This is a genomic window from Mesorhizobium sp. M7A.F.Ca.CA.002.04.1.1, from assembly GCF_004022805.1.
GTDB classification, from domain to species: Bacteria; Pseudomonadota; Alphaproteobacteria; order Rhizobiales; family Rhizobiaceae; genus Mesorhizobium; species Mesorhizobium ciceri.
Genome location: NZ_RZPL01001107.1, coordinates 1 through 1,128, shown reverse-complemented (window position 1 = coordinate 1,128; position 1,128 = coordinate 1). Strand labels below are relative to the sequence as shown.

Sequence of the window (1,128 nt, the reverse complement as noted above, 5' to 3'; positions counted from 1 at the left end):
GTTTCCGGACATCCTGTCCGAGATTGCAGGCGGCCCAGAAGCCTTAATTCGATTTGGGCCTGCATGAGACGGGTGAAGACCGGACAACGGAGCGATTGCTCCAATGAAAGGTTCGAACCGTGTTTGCCTTTTGTCTGCGCATCGCCGGCTTGACTGTCGATGTGGCGAAAGGGGGCAGGATCCTCGAGCGTCGTTCGGGAGATCCGTTACTGGATGGCCCGGCCGACAAAAGGCAACCCGACGCCTGTCCTCGTCAATGGGATGTTCCCGTTAACAGGATTGGGGTCAACTGGAGATAGGCAGTGGACAGAGCGGAAAAACGCGAACTCGTCACGGGCCTGAACGGTGCGTTCTCGAACGCAGGTTCAGTGGTCGTGGCCCACTACGCCGGTATCACCGTCGCGCAAATGAACGACCTTCGGTCGAAAATGCGCGCTGCCGGTGGCACCGTCAAAGTCGCGAAGAACCGTCTCGCCAAAATCGCTCTTCAGGGCACGGACTCCGCATCGATCATCGAGCTGTTCAAGGGACAGACGCTGATTGCTTATTCGGAGGATCCGATTGCGGCGCCGAAGGTCGCGTCCGATTTCGCCAAGGGAAATGACAAGCTCGTCATTCTCGGCGGCGCAATGGGCACCACCTCGCTCAATGCCGACGGTGTGAAGGCACTCGCCACACTTCCGTCGCTCGATGAGCTGCGCGCCAGGCTGGTTGGCATGATCGCCACGCCGGCAACCCGGATCGCCCAGATCGTCAATGCGCCAGCGGCCTCGGTCGCGCGCGTCATCGGCGCTTACGCCCGGAAGGACGAGGCGGCATGAGGCCGTTCCTCGCTATCACAAACACACGTTCGAACCTTATGAAGGAACACAACAATGGCTGATCTCGCAAAGATCGTAGACGACCTTTCGAAGCTGACCGTCCTCGAGGCGGCCGAGCTGTCGAAGCTTCTGGAAGAAAAGTGGGGCGTTTCGGCTGCTGCTCCGGTGGCGGTTGCCGCTGCTGGCGGCGCTGCGGCCGCTGCTGCTCCGGCCGAGGAAAAGACGGAATTTGACGTCGTCCTCACCGACGCAGGCGCTCAGAAGATCAACGTCATCAAGGAAGTCCGCGCCATCACCGGTCTTGGCC

The 1,128-nt window shown here is 60.4% G+C and carries 2 protein-coding genes; both read left to right on the top strand.

The genetic code is table 11. The features are described 5' to 3' along the window. The first annotated feature begins 302 nt into the window (after positions 1-302). Positions 303-821, top strand: a complete 519-nt coding sequence (gene rplJ, locus ENZ75_RS32530) for a 50S ribosomal protein L10 (RefSeq protein ID WP_013531412.1) — start codon at positions 303-305, stop codon at positions 819-821. Between the two features lie 54 nt (positions 822-875). Beyond that, the coding region (rplL, locus tag ENZ75_RS32525) for a 50S ribosomal protein L7/L12 (RefSeq protein ID WP_128278650.1) at positions 876-1,128 on the top strand (253 nt) is incomplete at its 3' end.